Source organism: Priestia sp. SIMBA_032, assembly GCF_046535215.1.
Lineage (GTDB): Bacteria > Bacillota > Bacilli > Bacillales > Bacillaceae_H > Priestia > Priestia aryabhattai.
In genome coordinates, this window is sequence record NZ_JAWRXD010001309.1 from 1 (window position 1) to 246 (window position 246).

The 246-nt window shown below is 69.1% G+C and carries 1 protein-coding gene; it reads right to left on the minus strand.

The annotated features are described in order from the left end of the window. On the minus strand, positions 1-246 hold a 246-nt coding region (locus SB717_RS38560; protein ID WP_410908504.1), incomplete at both ends, for an RNA polymerase sigma factor.

A 246-nucleotide genomic window follows, 5' to 3' on the forward strand; every position in this document is an offset into this window, starting at 1 on the left:
GTCGGGGTGCGTTGCATCTTGCGCCAGTGGTCGGCCAGTTTGTGTCTGGCAATGCCGATGAGCCATGGGATCGACGGCTCGACCGAATCGTCGACCCGGGCCCGGTCCATGGCGGCCAGGAACGTGTCCGAGGTGATGTCCTCGGCGACGTTCCGGTCACCGGCCCGCCGGATCAGGTAGCCGTACACCGCGGGCAACGCCTCGTCGTACAGAGCGAGCAGCGCAGTACCGGCCGGCGCCGGGCCG